Genomic DNA, 14,787 nt, shown 5'->3' with positions numbered 1-14,787 from the left:
GAGTACCGCGACGGCTACGTCGACATCCCGGACGGGCCGGGACTCGGTATCGAGATCGACGAGGACTACGTCCGGGACCAGACCGGCGGTGTCGACTGGCACAACCCGATCTGGCGCCACGACGACGGCAGCGTCGCCGAGTGGTAGCATGCAAGTGAGCCTACGACCCGCCGACCGGAGTTCCTGATCGACAACGCTGTCCCCGGTTGGTTCGACGGTAAGACCGTCGGCGAGGAGACCGACGCCGAGATCGCGGCAGGTAACGCAACGTTCGTCCGTACCACCATGCGCGACCGGACGGGGTTGCGGCCCTAGCGAAACGGCTGACGCGGGGTACGGCGACGTCAATGTATTTGTAAACAACGCCGTGGTCAGGCCCAAACCCTTGCCGACGAGGCAACCATGGACCGGGGAGCAATTGCCAACAATTCATCGAATTACGCGTACTCAACGATTTCCCATTTCCCGAATACCGCAGAAAAGGCAGGACTTAACGGATGAAGCGGGTGATGACGTTCGACGATGGCCCGAATTGGGTTGAACGCATGCGCGAGTAACTTCAGGCGTCTCGAGGAAATCAAGTAGATCCATCCGGTTAGTCGGGTCGCCACACTGGCCGATTCCACCGGAGCGGATGCCGCCTTCACCGAGAACATATCACTGCTCGTCAACAGTAATCGCGGAGCGGTGCTGAAGGACAACACGCTCCCTAGTTAATTCGCATTCGAAGACTAACAATTCGGTCCACAACTCACGTTCCTCATCGTCGGGACGCGCTCGGTGAACGTGATCATCTGGGCGCTGTTCTTCGTCGTGATCTTCGGGACTGGTGCGCTGTCCGGCGTCCTCGCCGTCGCGTTCCGCTCGATCGGCTTCGTCTCGAAGCTCCTGGCCGAGGGGATCGAAGAGATCGACGCCGGCCAGGTCGAGGCGATCCGTGCGATGGGAGGCTCGCCGCTCGACGTCGTCATCTACGGGATCGTCCCGCAGATCAAACCGGCGTTCGTCGGCGTCGCGACGTACCGCTGGGACATCAACGTCCGCGAGGCCACGGTGATCGGGTTCGTCGGGGCCGGCGGGATCGGCGTCTACCTCGATACGTCGATCAACTTCTTCCAGTGGTCGAACGTGTTGACTATCCTGATCGCCATCCTCGGCATCGTGATCATCAGCGAAGTCGTCTCGGCGTATCTGCGCAAGAAGGTGAGCTAGCCGTACACGGGGGATGACGGTAACCGGTCTCCCCGCACCGAACTCGGATCGTTCTCGATTCCTTTCGTAACGACAGCCGTCCGGTCGTGGGTATCTTCTCACCTGTACTGGTACCGGCCCGACTCTGGCGAATCGGAACGACGCCGTCACGAGATGGACCAACCCATCAGGCTCGCGGCTGGAAGGCTGGCTGCCATCCAAACGGCTTCTCAGTCCGAACCGGATTCGTTACTGTGCTCGGATCTCGGTCCGTGGTTGCCGAACGATCTGCCATCGTTTATTTGTTAAACACAGTATCTGAATTTGGTACTTTGTACGGTCAGCCGCGTCCATCCGTTCCAGGATACGGTAATCGCTCGACCATCGTGTGCGACCAGCGTTTCCTCACGATGTCGCGCTTATTGCCGTTCTGTACAGGCACGGTACCGAACTGAACGTTTCGGCGAGCAAATCGAACCGCGCCCCTCCACGTTTGTCTTACCAGCGTTTTCCGCGAGTCTCAGGGCCTACTGAACCGTATTCCAGAACCAGTCGATTTCCGACGCCACCGCCTCGTCACCGGAATCCTCAGTTCTGGATCCGTGGTACAGACACCTCCCTCGAGGCACTCAGAAATATGATATTTTCTGCATAAAGGAAAAATTCTGACATTCCGAAGCGAACGTCGTGCCGTCCGTAATCTGCGGCAACCTGAACGCACTACGGACGGCGTACCGGTTATCGACGAACCGAGACGTCACCCGGCGCATCTGACTCGAGGTCGACCACCCTGCTCGAGACGGACCGAACGCAGATTAGCTCTGGAGCCCGCCCCACCGGACGATTTCGGAGTAGTCGAGGAACAGCCCATCGACGCCGGCGTCGATCAGCTGTTCGACTTCGTACCAGGTGTTGATCGTCCAGACGTTGACCGGCAGATCGCGAGCGTGGGCTTCGTCGACGAGATCGATCTCCTCGTAGGTCTCGTCGTCGAAGAACGGCGTCCCGTAGATCATCTCCAGCGGCGGGTTGACGGCCTCGGTGTCGTACTCGTCGGTGACGTCGAGGCCCTCCTGGATGGAGTCGTAGAGCAGGTACGCGGCCGGCAGATCCGAATCGATATCGAGGACGGTCGCGAGCGCACCCTCCCAGAACGTCGAGAACAGCAGTTCGTTGTCGTAGCTGGTCGCGACGTCGACGACCGTCTCGAGCCACTCCCAGTCCTCGCGCTCGGCTTCGGGGTCGTCGACGCGGCCAAACTGGACGTCGGGCGATCCCTCCTTGATATCGATGTTGACGCCGACGTTCGGTGGGATGACCTCCATCGCCTCCTCGAGCGACGGAACTGTCTCTCCGCTCTCGAGTACTTCAGCGTCGAACACCTCGCTGGCGGGGGTCTCGTAGAGCACTCCCTCGGTATCGGTCAGATCACCGAGATCCGAGTCGTGGAAGACCGCGATCTCGCCGTCGCACGTCGGAAAGACGTCGAGTTCGATCCAGTCCGCTCCGCGACGATCGGCCGCGTCGTCGGATCCTCCCTGAACTGCGAGCTCGAACGCGCCGACGGTGTTCTCGGGATACGTATCGGCGAAGCCGCGGTGTGCAATGACCGTCGCCCGTTCGTTTCGGTCGCCGTTGGCTTCACCAGCGGTCTCCGCTTCGTTCGCCCCGACTCCCGTCGATGCGGTGACTGCTCCGGCTACGGTTGCGCCCGTCCCGGCGATAAACCGTCGCCTATTCAGCATACTTGGATTTTCTTGCATTGCGGTCTGTTAACTATTGGAAGCAACTATAATACTTTTGTCGACACAGTACAATAACGCAGAATATCTCTGAAATTATGATCGGGCAGCGTTACTTTCATTAGTTACAATATACTTCGTGCGGAGGACTGCGGACGATTCTACCCCGCTCTGGAGCGCGTCAACTATCGAGGGATTCACAGCATCCGTAATATTTCCCAACATGGTTTGGAATGAACGTCTTTACCAATCCCCTCCTACACAAAAACGGCAGGAAACCCCCACAACCAAGCACCCCACCCGATCGACACCTGCCACGTCGTTCGACCGTCACCCACCGCACCCCACCGCACCCCACCGCACCCCACCGCACCCCACCGCACCCGGCGATCATCCGATCCCGCGCCGGGTGCCCTACCACCCTTGTCCCTTTTCCGTGTGCTGTCCCATCTCGGTGATCGAAGACTGTACGACTCCGAACCGACTAGTTAGTAGTTGGAGTTAATTCTCGAAACCGACTCGCTGATATCATTCAATAACCGCAGGACATGGACCCGATCCAGAGAGATAACTCAAGAAATATATAATGAATAGTATTATGATACCCCGCGGTAGAGGAACCACTTATGCAGCTTTATTGGCCACGGCCGACCCCGCCTGGCGTGCCCAACAACTGTTTTCACTGCGGAGTCGAGATCGATGGCGAGGACGTGAAGGGAATTTGGCTCGAGCGGGAGCGCTGGCAGAATCCGAACACGCACGAACTCACCTGTCTTTCCTGTTGCGTCGAGGAGGTGAACGAGTCGCCGAATCGGCCGGACGCGGTCGACGAAACCGACGTGGCAGCACACCGCTCCTGATGCGTTGAGAATCCCTCGGCCAACCGGCGCTATACGAGCCGAAACTCCTGTTCGTGTACAGCGTCGCGGAGATCAAGCCCGTGTTCTCGGCCCATAGACTGCAGTACACGGACGAGTAGCTTCGGTGCAGGAGTCGTCGGCACTGCTCGTCGACTGGAAGAACACCCGTCTGTGCGATCCGCTCGAGCGAGCCGCCACCCCACGCTGGTTACTCCGTCTGCATCGAGAGTACCTGCGTCACGCTCATCGAAGAGACGGCAGATACTCGTTCTTGTCGGTTCTTCCGGTGAGTTCTGCCGAACTGAGACAGTGCACACATCCCTCGAGGTGGCCCCTATTGTCGCCGAAGACGCGGACGAAATTCGCCGAGACCGTTTCGTTGCAATTTGGGCAGTTCTCCATGGTCGACTACCTTGTTACATGATACCAATGTACATACACTCACTTAGCGTTATCGGCGATCCCTCGTCTCGAGGGCAGCAGTCGCGACAACAGTTCCAGAATATCTCGATCGAGAGCCCTCGAGACGGACTACGACGTCAACAGTTTGGCCCACGCGAGGGGCTCTCGAGCCTGCTACCGGTCGGCCGTCGCTGCGGGGATGTCGAAGTGCGCGGCGAGGATCGCAGTGTGAACCGTTCGGAGGTCCGTATCCTGAATCGTCGCAGCGGCGCGGAACTGTTCGCGGGCGCGCGTGACCCGTTCCGGGGTGGCAGCGAGTTGGACGAGTTCGAAGGCATCGGGATCGAGTCGACTGACGGCGTCGAAGTCGGCGTCATCGTACAGCGTGGCGAACGCCTCGCTGACGTCGGTGAGGATCGCGTCGATCGCCTCGGCACCCGGATCGCCGGCCGGAACTGACCCCGTCGCGTCGAAGTAGTCCTCGAGGTCGACGACTCCGGCCGCTTCGTACACCGACGCTTCGAGAGCGTCGTGAACCGGTTCCGAGACGTACACGCCGAACACTTTGAATCTGCCAGTCCCGGTCATCGGTTCGTGTTTCGGGATCACCGCGTAAATAAGTAGAACGCTACTGTCGGCGAGAACAGAACGGGGATCCCCTCGGAGAAGGTTGCGAACGCTCGTGGCCTCGGCCGCAGCGGTGCGGTCGCAAGTTGGCCAGCACCAGCGGGAACGAGGGCGACGAGACCGGTTCGGTGTTCACCTCGGTCAGATCTCGACGTCTTTTTCTCGGACGATCCGTTCCGTCTGCTGGTCGGATTCGATCGTGAGTTCGATCGTGAGTCGGCCGTCGTTCTCCCGAATCGCGAGCGCGGTTCCCAGGTCGACGTCGACGCGGTACGTTCGGGTGACACCGGCGCCGGACGCGAGCCGTCCGATGCACTCCTCGGTCTCCCACACGACCGTCTCGTCGGTGAAGACGGTCACGAACACACGAACGTCGGTTGCATCTCGGTCGCCGGTGTTGCGGAGGGTCGTCGTCGCCTCACGACAGGTGGTCCCACACTCGGTCAGCGAAAGGGGTGCGACGTCGAAGGCGACGGCCGGCGTCTCACGGGCGAGATCAGGGCTGGCACTCGAACCGCCGCCATCGGCTACTTTGACGGGTAGCGATTCGGCGTCGGAGTCGCCGGTAGAGCCGCCAGTCAGGGCTGCAAGGCTCACACCAGTGATCACGCCGAGAGCCATCCGTCGGTGCATACTCGTTTTCGGTCTGTCGAGGACCGTCTGTATATGGGTTTGCCTTACACTGTTCGCCCCGAACACGGGTTGGTAGCGGCGTCGCTGTCACGATGTTCGCAGACATCGCACGTCCCGAAGGTCCTCGTCGCACAGTCCGCTCGCTCGAGTTATCCACTGACAGTCGATGCACACCCGATCGCACGACAGCTGTACACTCGGTGTGTAAATCGTTTCAGTTGTTACTATAGTTCCTACCAGTTACGACACTGTCTATAGTTAGCAGCGAGAGTACCCCGGGTCACCTGACACGGGGGTGAATCGCGTACGCTCTGCCACACTAACGGCGTTCGACACGTTTAATAAACGTCATTCCGTCCCCAACCCGATGGTTGAACTGGTCGAGACGCTTCGATTCCGCCTCCACGTCGAGAGTGGAACACGAGAGCAACTCGGCCAAGCCAGACACGACGCCCAACCCATCGCCAACCACGCCTTCGCAATGCGGGAGCTCGGCTACTCGAAAACGGTCACCCGATCTGCGGTCGTTTACTGGATATTTCCAGTACAGATCGGTGTCCGGGCTGCTTTTTTCGTCCACCGCCTACTCAGCACCCGTTTTCAGTAGCTGAATACGAATATGTCTATTAATACGAATCGTGACACAGCTATTGAATTGTCGGAAACAGATACTGGATCAGTCGGTCGGGGAGACGCGTGGTGTGTCACTATCAACAACTCACCCGACCAACCGTCACCTGTTTCCGACGTGTCACAACCATCACTTCGCCTTCATAAGCCGTTTGTTTCACGTTCGGGAGACGGTAACCGTCCTCTCGTATCGGTCCGAAACGAACGGCTATATGTGCAGCGATCACTGGAGATGCCGATTCCTCGCGGTATCTACGACCGCGCGAGAACCTGTTCGGCGGAGCGCTCGGGTTTAGGATTCGACAGTTGCTAATTCCTTTTGACGACACAAAGATCTATACTACATTATGTGGAATCTCGTCGTATGCATTGTGGACGGACCTCCTGTATGGTGGATGCCACTCACCGCATCGTCGTCAACAGCAACGAACAGGGCGAGACGGAAACACACTACTTCTGCGAAACGCACGCGCACGAACATATTTCGGGGCTCGAGGACCGGAGCACGATCGAAATCATCCCCGCACTCGAGTATCCACACCCGTGACTCCGGCCGCTGATCGTTCACAGGAAACTCGTTTCTGTTGTCCCGCTGAGACCGAGCGTCCCCTCCTCGCGTCGCCGTCTGCTCAATCTCTGAATTTCCTCAGTACGCTTTTATATATTCGAGAGGATAGCTCACTGCACCCAACCCCAGTGCGGATATCTCTGGGTCAGACAGAGCGATGGTGGAGATCAATATCGACGGCGGTCTGACCGTAATCGATGCGGTGCACAGCGGCTCGAGTAACTTCCAGGTACACCTCGCTTCGTCGACGGACGACCGGTGCGAGCTATTTGTGAACGAAATCGGTGCGTACGCCGGTGAAAACGCTCGCTTCCTCGAACCAGGGGCGTACCTCCTCGAGGTCGAAGCCGACGGCGACTGGTGGCTCGAGGTCCGACAGCCACGGAGTACCAGTGGAGCGGAACTACCCCAGTCCCTCCGCGACGACAAGCCGCGAGTGGTCGGGCCGTTCGAGTTCGGCGGATCACACACAGCGACGTGTTCACACCGTGGTGATCGCAACGTTCAGGTAATCCTCCTCCCTGCCGAAAGCCAGTCCGGCGAGTTCGTCGTCGACGAGATCGGACCGTACACCGGCGAGCAGAGCTTCGACTACACTGGTATCGGGTACATCGGTGTCGAAGCCTACGACGAGTGGACTCTCGAACTCGAGTAGACGACTGTCGAACCACCGCCTGGTGGCCCAGCCACGAACGCTGTGATCCGAGCGCTCGCACCGTTTGTAATCAACGACGTCTCAGTTCTCTCTCGGCACCGGAGGCGTTGCAACGCAGTCCGAATCGGGGAAGCTCACTTGTCACTTGCTGAGGACGTTCTCGAGGGCGTTCTTGAACTCGAGCTGATCGCGATCGACGATTTGCGAACTGCCGTTCCGGTCGGTTCGCTCGATCCTTGCGACGTCCTCGCACCTGTAGTACTTCGTCGTTTCGGGGAGCTTTTCGCGAGGTGAGGGCTCCGACCGTAGACACCGAATCCAGTCGCCATCGTTATCTTCGAGCACCGTAACCGTCTCGTACACCTCGACGCGGCCATCGACCAGATGGACCGCGAACGTGGTGTCGCTCATCGTGAGTGACTCTCGAGACTGCCGTGCTCGCTATTACCGTGCGTCGGTAGCGTTCCCCATCGGTTAGTCCAAACCATTGCCATCGGAGGTTTCATTCTTCCCACACGTAGTATGTTTTGTGGAAACTACCAGTTGTAGTACACACCGTTGTGATGGGACGTGTGGCCCAGATCCGATGTCTCGTGGCGTGGTGCTTTTGTAGAGCTCACTCTACCGCCTGTGACGGTATCGGCGCTGTGGGTCGGGATCTGTTTCGGACGGCAACTACACGCTGTAACGACCGAGCACCGCTCTACGCGCACTCTGACGGCTGGTCGGGTCCGGGCGGTTTCGACTTCCGTCTGGAGCGGGTTGTCGTCCCTCGAGCGTTGCAGCAGCCAAAACGACTCGCTCTCAGGAGAGCTCGGCAGTGATATCGGTCGACGAGACCATCCCGACGTAATCGTCGTCGTCGACGACTGGCAGGTGATTGATCCCCAGACCGGTCATCATTGCGGCCACTTCCTCGAGGTAGAGATCCGGCGGCACGGTCTCGACAGATTCGGTCATCACCGCGGTGACCTGCAGTTCGGTGGGATCGCGTCCCTCGGCGGCGGCGGCGACCAGATCGGTGCTCGTGACGATCGACGGCGGATCCGTCGTCACGACGAGAGCCTTGATCTCGCTGTCGCGCATCGCCGTCGCCGCGGCTTCGAGCGTCGCGTCCTTCGAAATCGTCTTCAGCGGGGTCGACATGACGTCTTCGACGCGGGTGCCGTTGCCAGGTGTCATACGACTGGGTATGGCATCAATTGACATTGGTGTTGCGGCCGCTCGTCGATTGCGGGCGAAGGATTGCTCGCGAACGCGGGACCCTAAATCTCGGATCGGTTCGCCGTCGAAACTCGAGTCGGTGCGATCTGTCGCCGGAGCGGAGCAGCGATGCCGACGCTTCCGACAGTGGTCTCGATAGTTAGCAACGACTGTGCCAGCGTGGGCTGCCGGCCGCCGAATCGTCTCGTCTCCGACGATGGGTTTTCGACTGCGCATCGTGTCGTGAAATCCCCTCACACGCCACGCATTGCCGTGTAAGCGTGCCGTATGGTGACGCAGTTCGGAACAGCGTTTTATCTGTCTGGTGCGTTCACTCGTATATGAGTACCAATCCACTTCCTGCAACGCTCGACGTCCAGCAGTACGAACCCGTCCTCGCACGCCACAACCTGCTCCTGCTCGCGGCAGTGGCGTTCATCGTCACGTTCTTCCTCGGCGTCACAGTCGACGTCTACTTCGGCTACTGAGCTGCCTTCCGCAGGCACGTAGCCCGTTTTCTGGTCTCTCTGGAACAGGTGGCCTCTCGCGTCGTTCGACCCCCGCCGCACTGAGGCAGACTTATTGTTTCGGTAGCCTTCATCTCGTTCGATGAGCGAACCGACGGTTCTCGTCGTCCACAACGAGGTCGACGAGGTGTACGACTACCATCCCGAGACGCTCGCGAGCTACTTTCCGGACCGTCGCGAGTGCGACTTCCCCGCCGGTGAGCGCCCCTCCCTCGAGGGTATCGACGGCGTCGTCCTCTCGGGAAGCACGGCCGGCGTCTACGAGCGCGACGCCGAACCGTGGATCGACGAGCAGGCGGCACTGGTTCGCGATCTCGTCGAGCGGCGGATTCCAACGCTCGGCGTCTGTTTCGGCCACCAACTCGCCAACGCCGCCCTCGGCGGCCGGGTCGAACACGTCGGAATGACCCACCGGCTCGTCGCGACCGACCTCGCAGCCGATCCCCTGTTCGATGGCGTCGATCCGGTCGTGCCCGCCGTCCACGGTGACGTCGTTCGCGAGCCAGGTGCGGCGATGGACGTCATCGCGTCGACGGACTACTGTACTCCGTTCGCCACGAGACACCGCGAAGCGCCGCTGTGGACCGTTCAGTTCCATCCCGAGTTCACCGCAGAGCTCATAGAGCGGATCGCGGCGGACTTCGGCTGGACTGAGACCGAGTACACCGCCGGAGACGTCACCGCGTCGCGCGTGCTCTCGAACTTTCGGTCACTCCTGCGGGACACCGCGCAGGACGAGTAACGGCGGGCCGGCCAGCCGACGGGCGACCACAACCTACACAACGCCTTCGTCCGTCGTCGGCCGTATGACACGAACGGTCGACGAACTCCGGAACGAGATCCGACAGGCTGTGGGACGATACGAGCGCGAGGAATCGACGGCTTTCACGAAGGAGGCTCTCGCCGCCATCTGTGACGCCGTCGACTACGAGATCCCAACGGGGAATCTGCCTCCGAAATCGCAGATGCGAGCGGGGATTCGCTGGAAGGTCGGCCTTCGAGACGACGACGATCCAGACAGTGCTGGGGGCCCCTTCCGGAAGGCAGAACTCGAGTCGATCGCCACAGCGCTTCGTCACGAGTAGCGACCGCCCCCACCGCTGATCGAGACGAGGCGGCTCGTTGCGTTCCCACGCGACGCCTGCTGGGTCGCGACCGAACTGTCAACCGGTTGCGTCACTGGAGTCTCGCGGCCGGCAATAGCCAGGGGCTCGCGGCCGGCTACGACGGGAGCCTCGAGTGAACACTCCGGCCGTTTCCGGTGAGAACGCTCGGTAGCGAACCGCTGTACGGGTCGTGTCGGAGGACCAAAGAAGGCGTCGTGTGTGCCGTCGAACGGATAGCACACTATCTTACCCCTCGCTCTCACGCCGTGTCGATCGTCGCCGCGGTCCCGTCGATACTTTTTCCGAGCGTTCCGCCGTTGTTCGGGCTGAGCGACCACGACGTTCGTCTCGAGTGTGGGTTTCGTGCCCACCAGAGTGCTTTATTTCCGCCGCCGGCGAAGTTCATCCCATGACGACACGCGTGCTCGTCCCGCTCGACACCTCCGAGTGTTCGACGGCGGCCCTCGAGTTCGCCCTCGAGAGCTACCCCGGCGCGAAACTCATCGCGGTGCACGTCATCGATCCCGGCGACATCTACGGGGCGACCGGACTCGAGACCGGCACGAAGACCAGTCTCGAGAGCGGGACGGAGACGATGGCGGACTACGAACAGATCCGCACCCACCGCGAGACGCAGGCGGAAGCCGTCTTCGAGGAAGCCCGGAACCGGGCTGCTGACGCCGATGTCGACCTCGAGACGGAGGTCCGCATCGGCGATGTCCCACGAACGATTCTCGCCGCCGCCGCCGACCAGGACGTCGATCAGATCGTGCTCGGTAGTCACGGGCGGACTGGGGCGAGTCGCATCCTGCTCGGGAGTGTTGCCGAAACGGTGGCTCGACGTTCGCCAGTGCCGGTGACGATCGTTCGGTAACCGCCAGCCAGGGCTGCATCCCGCGGCGGCGGAACCCCCGTCTCTCCCTGCGGGCGGGCTGCCCCGAGTTCGTCACCGTAGTAGCGGCCAGTGACAGCTACTGTGCACCCGACCGGCTGTGATTGCGCGGTCTCTCGAGAAACGCCACGCGTCGCGTAGGTGACGAAAGCCGCCGTTAGACCGGCCGGTCGTCGAGCAACTCGGCGCCTGGAACGAGTGATCACCGTTTGTAGCTCGGCACGTGTCACCCCACGCGCTCGCCCCTCGCTCGGTCATCGCACGGCTGGAACCGTCGCTTCTGGTCGCGTCTTCGTCAGGAGAGCCGCGTCACGAGTTCGGTGATTCGGCCACCCGGGTACTCGACCTCGTCGATCTCCTGTTCGACAGCGTCGCCGGTGACTCCGGCCACGTTCGACAGCGGCACGACGACCTCCTGTCCGTCGTGAGCCGGGGTCGCCCAGACGACGTTCCCGATCACTTTGGCCTCCTCGCACTCTATTTCGTGGCGGTCGTCCATCGGGGTCTCGAGGAACACTGTTGTGTTCATAGCGTGTTTCTGATCACCGCGAGAGGTCATTAATCATAACCACTGTGTCACGGGGATGGGTTCCCGGCCAGCGAGGGTCGTCTCTCAGCTGACCTCCTCCGTGTGTCGTCCAGGAATTGACCCGCCGAGCGAGCGCGAGCCTTCCGATGGTTTCGACCGTCATGTTTGATCAGGCACGCGTCGTGATAGCGCATACTCCAGATGTGGGCACCTATCTGCCGAGTACTGGTAGAACTGCTCGTATCCACTCTGATTTGAGACACGCTGCGTCGAATTGGTTCTCTCTGTACGGCCGAGAGCATAGCTGTTGAGTTCTCTCGTTGCGTATCGCTCTCGAGAGAGCCCTCGTCCAAGGACCGCTGTGCCACCTGAGTCCCGAGTTAACGAGATGTTACTCATTCGACGCATTTGCTCGTATCGGAGGGTGGTACTCCTGTCAGAGAGAAAGTCAGTCCACTGGCAACACCTATGTGTGTGAGTGACTAACATAAGCTATTTGCGGCATCCGAGAGTAGATGGAAGCGATGATCACGAATAGTCTCTACTGTCCGTGCTGTGATCGGCGCATACGGCGCGAATCAAACCTCCACTACCATCTGCTGACTAAACATCAGCGCAGCGAGCTGAGCACCGCCATTATCCAGCTATTACAGGCTCAACAGGAGCAGCCCCGCAGAGAACGACCGTTGACACCGCAGTGAACACCCGAGCCGCTCCTTTTTCCGCCGGTCGTCGAAATGCCACCGGCCATCAACAGCCGTTCAGCAGCCACCTGCTGGCGTCTTCCCCGATGGAGGACGGAGAACCGGTATCGCTGCCGCCAGTAGCAACAGCGTTCGGGCTCAATTCGACGCTGTCGGTACGCCTACTCGCCGGAGACTCTGGAACTTCGCACCGAAACCTGGTGGCCCGCGATGGGACACGAGGGGGTGGGAAGTCAGCCCGTGATGGCGACCGTCGGACCAGCCGCGATGACCGCGTAACGCCGTCTTGAACAGCTGTGGGTGCTTTCGCGTTCGCTGCCGGGCGTGAAACGATCGGAATCGCCAAAGGGGGGCTACACCTGGAAGACGTATGTTCGTGGACGCCTGGACCAGGATGGGTGCATCGATGGTGCAGAACTCTCTCGAAGCGAATCGGGCGGTCCTCTCGTTGTTTCCCACCGGAGCGACCCACGAGGACCAGCTGCCGGGTGTCGACTCCGTCGCGTTCGACCAGCACGACTGGACGTTCGACCGATCCGTCGAGGAGTCCGACGAGATCACAGTCGGTGACACGGTCTCCTTCTCGAAGGTTCTCGACGAGGCGGACGTCGAAGTATTCTCGCGAGTGTCAGGCGACACGAACCGCCTCCATCTCGATGAGGAGTACGCCACCGCGACGCGATTCGGTGGGCGCATCGTTCACGGAACGCTGGTGGCTGGCCTCATCAGCGCCGCACTCGCCCGGCTTCCCGGTCTCACGATCTATCTCTCCCAGGATCTGGAGTTCCGCGCCCCGGTGCGGGCCGGTGATCGTCTGACCGGGACCGTCGAAGTCGTCGAAAATCTCGGCAACAGTCAGTACCGGCTTTCGACGGTCGTCGACGACGAGGACGCGGAAACGAGGGTCGTCGACGGCGAGGCCGTGGTTCTGATCGACGATCCACCGAACCCGTAGCGGGAGTCCGAGCAATTCCGTGTGTGGTGGTTGTCAGCTTTGGCCCCCGCTCGCGGGACGGTGTCCAGATTACACCGACTCGCTGAGAGAATCGAACACTACGAAAGCTCCCAGGCCTCTCGAGTCCCGGAATGTCGACCGCGTCAGGAGCTTTTGTGGAGGCCTCACCGGACGCTGATTACTCACCGTTGTCTCTCAACACGGCCTGCTCGCAGGCCGCGAATTCGACTCGGTTTGGCTGTGCCTATCGCTAGGGGACTGGTGTTGGCAGCCGAATGCGTCTCGCCCTGATCGGGATTTATTCAGCCTTTTTTCAGAAAGTATCTGTTCGGAGCAGGTTAGAAGATAGCAGAATCTGTCATTCTTTAGAAAAGAGTTAATGTACGCCTTGTAACACTACATCCCGTGATGTTTGGTAACGATACATACACGGAGGGGGACGGGTCACGGAATGCGACGCGAGTGGGCGGTATCAGCCGCCGGGCCGTGCTTGCGTCGGGTGCCGTTCTCGGAGGAGCGACCCTGGCCGGCTGCCTCGGCGGCGACGGTGGGAACGGCGATGGCGGTCAGGTCGCGATCATCTCGAGCGACGCCGGCTTCGGTGACAACGCGTTCAACGACAACGCCCTGGAGGGGCTCGAGGAGGCGGCCGACGAGTTCGACGTCGAGATCACGCAGGTCGAGGAAACCGAAACCGCAGAGTTCGCGGCCCGACAGGAGGACCTGGCCGAGGACGGAAGCTACGACCTCATCGTGATGGTCGGCTACCAGCATTACGAGGGGCTCGTCGAACACTCCGAGGCCTACCCCGACCAGTACTGGATGCTGATCAACGACCACGTCGAGGGGGCGGACAACGTCTCCGGCTGGATCGAGATGAACAACGAGATGTCGTTTCTCGCCGGCGTCGCCGCCGGGACGCTGACCCACGAGGAGATCGACCACGAGGGCAGCGCCACGGAGCCGGACGAGAGCGTCGTCGGCTTCGCCGGCGGCGAGGACATCGACCTGATCAACGCGTTCGAACAGTCCTATATCGAGGGGGTGGAGTGGGTCGACGACAGCGTCGACGTCCTCACCGGCTACGGCGGTAGCTTCTCCGATAGCGAGGCGCTGAACGACGTCGCAACCTCCCAGTTCGACGACGGGGCCGACATCGTCTGGCACGCCGCCGCAGCCGCGGGGGCGGGCGCGTTCGCCGCCGCTGAGGACAACGACCGGTTCGCGATGGGCGTCGACAGCGACCAGTCGGTCGCCAACGAGCAGTACGCCGACGTCATCCTAGGCTCGGCGATCAAGGCGCTCAACGAGGCCACCTACCAGGTGACGGAGGCCGTCGTCGAGGACGACTGGGAGAGCGTCTCGGGCGAGCAGAACCTCAGCATCGAGCAAGAGGGGATCGACTACGTCGTCGGCCAGGAGTTCGAGGGCGAGATGCCAGACTCGCTCGAGGGGAACCTCGAGGAGGCGAAGCAGGCGGTCGTCGACGGCGAGGTCGAACTCACCTGCGGACCGACGGGGTGCTGATCGCCCCTCGCCCGCACGCATGATCGCAGTTTCACG

General features: G+C 60.9%; 16 protein-coding genes and 2 pseudogenes. 11 read left to right on the top strand and 7 right to left on the bottom strand.

All coding sequences use genetic code 11. The features are described from left to right. Together CV102_RS26790 and CV102_RS21010 are read left to right on the top strand one after the other, a co-directional pair. Positions 1-147: pseudogene (locus CV102_RS26790) on the top strand (galactonate dehydratase); the annotation flags it as partial. 609 nt (positions 148-756) lie between these two features. Continuing rightward, positions 757-1,212 (top strand): annotated as a pseudogene (locus tag CV102_RS21010) (PhnE/PtxC family ABC transporter permease); the annotation flags it as partial. A 794-nt stretch (positions 1,213-2,006) separates the two neighbouring features. Here CV102_RS21010 and CV102_RS21005 read toward each other — a convergent pair. Next, complete coding sequence (locus CV102_RS21005) at positions 2,007-2,936, bottom strand: glycerophosphodiester phosphodiesterase family protein (RefSeq protein ID WP_148859978.1); 930 nt, start codon at positions 2,934-2,936, stop codon at positions 2,007-2,009. Positions 2,937-3,595: 659 nt separating this feature from the next. Between CV102_RS21005 and CV102_RS20995 the strand changes: the two genes are divergently transcribed. Next, positions 3,596-3,793 (top strand): hypothetical protein, encoded by a 198-nt coding sequence (locus CV102_RS20995; RefSeq protein ID WP_233710765.1) that lies wholly within the window; start codon positions 3,596-3,598, stop codon positions 3,791-3,793. 243 nt (positions 3,794-4,036) lie between these two features. Here CV102_RS20995 and CV102_RS27425 read toward each other — a convergent pair whose 3' ends face one another. The 3 genes from CV102_RS27425 to CV102_RS20985 all read right to left on the bottom strand — a co-directional run bounded on the left by CV102_RS27425 (position 4,037) and on the right by CV102_RS20985 (position 5,455). Continuing rightward, entirely contained in the window at positions 4,037-4,195 is a 159-nt protein-coding gene (locus CV102_RS27425) for a DUF7563 family protein (RefSeq protein ID WP_449289636.1), read from the bottom strand. A 174-nt stretch (positions 4,196-4,369) separates the two neighbouring features. Further along, entirely contained in the window at positions 4,370-4,783 is a 414-nt protein-coding gene (locus CV102_RS20990) for a hypothetical protein (protein WP_148859976.1), read from the bottom strand. Between the two features lie 180 nt (positions 4,784-4,963). Continuing rightward, on the bottom strand, positions 4,964-5,455 hold the full coding sequence (locus CV102_RS20985) for a hypothetical protein (RefSeq protein WP_148859975.1): 492 nt from the start codon (positions 5,453-5,455) through the stop codon (positions 4,964-4,966). Positions 5,456-6,449: 994 nt separating this feature from the next. Between CV102_RS20985 and CV102_RS20980 the strand changes: the two genes are divergently transcribed. Together CV102_RS20980 and CV102_RS20975 are read left to right on the top strand one after the other, a co-directional pair. Continuing rightward, a complete protein-coding gene (locus CV102_RS20980) occupies positions 6,450-6,632 on the top strand; it encodes a hypothetical protein (protein ID WP_148859974.1) in 183 nt (60 codons plus the stop codon). Positions 6,633-6,810: 178 nt separating this feature from the next. Next, on the top strand, positions 6,811-7,308 hold the full coding sequence (locus CV102_RS20975) for a hypothetical protein (RefSeq protein ID WP_148859973.1): 498 nt from the start codon (positions 6,811-6,813) through the stop codon (positions 7,306-7,308). A 141-nt stretch (positions 7,309-7,449) separates the two neighbouring features. On the opposite strand, the gene CV102_RS20970 is transcribed toward CV102_RS20975, so the two are convergent. Together CV102_RS20970 and CV102_RS20965 are read right to left on the bottom strand one after the other, a co-directional pair. Continuing rightward, positions 7,450-7,719, bottom strand: coding sequence for a hypothetical protein (locus CV102_RS20970; protein ID WP_148859972.1), 270 nt, complete (start codon positions 7,717-7,719; stop codon positions 7,450-7,452). A 393-nt stretch (positions 7,720-8,112) separates the two neighbouring features. Beyond that, on the bottom strand, positions 8,113-8,454 hold the full coding sequence (locus tag CV102_RS20965) for a CBS domain-containing protein (protein WP_148859986.1): 342 nt from the start codon (positions 8,452-8,454) through the stop codon (positions 8,113-8,115). A 398-nt stretch (positions 8,455-8,852) separates the two neighbouring features. Between CV102_RS20965 and CV102_RS26210 the strand changes: the two genes are divergently transcribed. The 4 genes from CV102_RS26210 (at position 8,853) to CV102_RS20950 (ending at position 11,018) form a co-directional block, all read left to right on the top strand. After that, complete coding sequence (locus CV102_RS26210) at positions 8,853-8,999, top strand: hypothetical protein (RefSeq protein ID WP_187433065.1); 147 nt, start codon at positions 8,853-8,855, stop codon at positions 8,997-8,999. A 121-nt stretch (positions 9,000-9,120) separates the two neighbouring features. Next, complete coding sequence (locus tag CV102_RS20960; RefSeq protein WP_148859971.1) at positions 9,121-9,780, top strand: type 1 glutamine amidotransferase; 660 nt, start codon at positions 9,121-9,123, stop codon at positions 9,778-9,780. A gap of 64 nt (positions 9,781-9,844) precedes the next feature. Next, positions 9,845-10,123 (top strand): hypothetical protein, encoded by a 279-nt coding sequence (locus CV102_RS20955; RefSeq protein ID WP_148859970.1) that lies wholly within the window; start codon positions 9,845-9,847, stop codon positions 10,121-10,123. 430 nt (positions 10,124-10,553) lie between these two features. Further along, the gene (locus CV102_RS20950) at positions 10,554-11,018 is read left to right on the top strand and encodes a universal stress protein (RefSeq protein ID WP_148859969.1); all 465 of its coding nucleotides are present in this window, start codon (positions 10,554-10,556) and stop codon (positions 11,016-11,018) included. Between the two features lie 313 nt (positions 11,019-11,331). Here CV102_RS20950 and CV102_RS20945 read toward each other — a convergent pair whose 3' ends face one another. Further along, positions 11,332-11,565 carry a hypothetical protein gene (locus CV102_RS20945; RefSeq protein ID WP_148859968.1) on the bottom strand — a complete coding sequence of 78 codons (234 nt, stop codon included), beginning with the start codon at positions 11,563-11,565 and terminating at the stop codon, positions 11,332-11,334. A 1,074-nt stretch (positions 11,566-12,639) separates the two neighbouring features. On the opposite strand from CV102_RS20945, the gene CV102_RS20940 reads away from it, so the two are divergent. Together CV102_RS20940 and CV102_RS20935 are read left to right on the top strand one after the other, a co-directional pair. Next, positions 12,640-13,224: a MaoC family dehydratase gene (locus CV102_RS20940; protein ID WP_394349512.1), complete on the top strand. Its 585-nt coding sequence runs from the start codon at positions 12,640-12,642 to the stop codon at positions 13,222-13,224. Positions 13,225-13,632: 408 nt separating this feature from the next. Next, positions 13,633-14,751 (top strand): BMP family lipoprotein, encoded by a 1,119-nt coding sequence (locus CV102_RS20935; protein WP_148859984.1) that lies wholly within the window; start codon positions 13,633-13,635, stop codon positions 14,749-14,751. The last annotated feature ends 36 nt before the right edge of the window (positions 14,752-14,787 follow it).

Source organism: Natronococcus pandeyae, assembly GCF_008122205.1.
Classification (GTDB): Archaea; Halobacteriota; Halobacteria; order Halobacteriales; family Natrialbaceae; genus Natronococcus; species Natronococcus pandeyae.
This window is presented reverse-complemented; position numbering and strand designations above follow the sequence as displayed.

Bases quoted from the DNA above. Each gene is read 5' to 3' on its own strand.
- CV102_RS20980 (WP_148859974.1), top strand. From the start codon at position 6,450: ATGCATTGTGGACGGACCTCCTGTATGGTGGATGCCACTCACCGCATC.
- CV102_RS27425 (WP_449289636.1), bottom strand. From the start codon at position 4,195: ATGGAGAACTGCCCAAATTGCAACGAAACGGTCTCGGCGAATTTCGTC.
- CV102_RS20950 (WP_148859969.1), top strand. From the start codon at position 10,554: ATGACGACACGCGTGCTCGTCCCGCTCGACACCTCCGAGTGTTCGACG.
- CV102_RS21005 (WP_148859978.1), bottom strand. From the start codon at position 2,936: ATGCTGAATAGGCGACGGTTTATCGCCGGGACGGGCGCAACCGTAGCC.
- CV102_RS20975 (WP_148859973.1), top strand. From the start codon at position 6,811: ATGGTGGAGATCAATATCGACGGCGGTCTGACCGTAATCGATGCGGTG.
- CV102_RS26210 (WP_187433065.1), top strand. From the start codon at position 8,853: ATGAGTACCAATCCACTTCCTGCAACGCTCGACGTCCAGCAGTACGAA.
- CV102_RS20940 (WP_394349512.1), top strand. From the start codon at position 12,640: ATGTTCGTGGACGCCTGGACCAGGATGGGTGCATCGATGGTGCAGAAC.
- CV102_RS20935 (WP_148859984.1), top strand. From the start codon at position 13,633: ATGTTTGGTAACGATACATACACGGAGGGGGACGGGTCACGGAATGCG.
- CV102_RS20945 (WP_148859968.1), bottom strand. From the start codon at position 11,565: ATGAACACAACAGTGTTCCTCGAGACCCCGATGGACGACCGCCACGAA.
- CV102_RS20985 (WP_148859975.1), bottom strand. From the start codon at position 5,455: ATGCACCGACGGATGGCTCTCGGCGTGATCACTGGTGTGAGCCTTGCA.
- CV102_RS20970 (WP_148859972.1), bottom strand. From the start codon at position 7,719: ATGAGCGACACCACGTTCGCGGTCCATCTGGTCGATGGCCGCGTCGAG.
- CV102_RS20960 (WP_148859971.1), top strand. From the start codon at position 9,121: ATGAGCGAACCGACGGTTCTCGTCGTCCACAACGAGGTCGACGAGGTG.
- CV102_RS20965 (WP_148859986.1), bottom strand. From the start codon at position 8,454: ATGTCGACCCCGCTGAAGACGATTTCGAAGGACGCGACGCTCGAAGCC.
- CV102_RS20990 (WP_148859976.1), bottom strand. From the start codon at position 4,783: ATGACCGGGACTGGCAGATTCAAAGTGTTCGGCGTGTACGTCTCGGAA.
- CV102_RS20955 (WP_148859970.1), top strand. From the start codon at position 9,845: ATGACACGAACGGTCGACGAACTCCGGAACGAGATCCGACAGGCTGTG.